Below are 1,245 nucleotides of genomic sequence, written 5' to 3'. Positions count from 1 at the left end.
TGGTTTCTTAGACGTCAGGTGGCACTTTTCGGGGAAATGTGCGCGGAACCCCTATTTGTTTATTTTTCTAAATACATTCAAATATGTATCCGCTCATGAGACAATAACCCTGATAAATGCTTCAATAATATTGAAAAAAGGAAGAGTATGAGTATTCAACATTTCCGTGTCGCCCTTATTCCCTTTTTTGCGGCATTTTGCCTTCCTGTTTTTGCTCACCCAGAAACGCTGGTGAAAGTTAAAGATGCTAGAAGATCAGTTGGGTGCACGAGTGGGTTACATCGAACTGGATCTCAACAGCGGTAAGATCCTTGAGAGTTTTCGCCCCGAAGAACGTTTTCCAATGATGAGCACTTTTAAAGTTCTGCTATGTGGCGCGGTATTATCCCGTATTGACGCCGGGCAAGAGCAACTCGGTCGCCGCATACACTATTCTCAGAATGACTTGGTTGAGTACTCACCAGTCACAGAAAAGCATCTTACGGATGGCATGACAGTAAGAGAATTATGCAGTGCTGCCATAACCATGAGTGATAACACTGCGGCCAACTTACTTCTGACAACGATCGGAGGACCGAAGGAGCTAACCGCTTTTTTGCACAACATGGGGGATCATGTAACTCGCCTTGATCGTTGGGAACCGGAGCTGAATGAAGCCATACCAAACGACGAGCGTGACACCACGATGCCTGTAGCAATGGCAACAACGTTGCGCAAACTATTAACTGGCGAACTACTTACTCTAGCTTCCCGGCAACAATTAATAGACTGGATGGAGGCGGATAAAGTTGCAGGACCACTTCTGCGCTCGGCCCTTCCGGCTGGCTGGTTTATTGCTGATAAATCTGGAGCCGGTGAGCGTGGGTCTCGCGGTATCATTGCAGCACTGGGGCCAGATGGTAAGCCCTCCCGTATCGTAGTTATCTACACGACGGGGAGTCAGGCAACTATGGATGAACGAAATAGACAGATCGCTGAGATAGGTGCCTCACTGATTAAGCATTGGTAACTGTCAGACCAAGTTTACTCATATATACTTTAGATTGATTTAAAACTTCATTTTTAATTTAAAAGGATCTAGGTGAAGATCCTTTTTGACTAATCTCATGACCAAAATCCCTTAACGTGAGTTTTCGTTCCGACTGAGCGTCAGACCCCGTAGAAAAGATCAAAGGATCTTCTTGAGATCCTTTTTTCTGCGCGTAATCTGCTGCTTGCAAACAAAAAACCACCGCTACCAGCGGT

1 pseudogene is annotated in these 1,245 nt (G+C 45.6%); it reads left to right on the top strand.

The features are described from left to right. Window positions 1-147: 147 nt before the first annotated feature. Window positions 148-1,009: pseudogene (locus C200_RS14355) on the top strand (broad-spectrum class A beta-lactamase TEM-116). Window positions 1,010-1,245 lie beyond the last annotated feature (236 nt).

It is taken from the genome of Piscirickettsia salmonis LF-89 = ATCC VR-1361 (genome assembly GCF_000297215.2).
Taxonomy (GTDB): domain Bacteria; phylum Pseudomonadota; class Gammaproteobacteria; order Piscirickettsiales; family Piscirickettsiaceae; genus Piscirickettsia; species Piscirickettsia salmonis.
The sequence above is the reverse complement of the archived record's forward strand: the minus strand, read 5'-3'. Positions and strand labels throughout refer to the sequence as shown.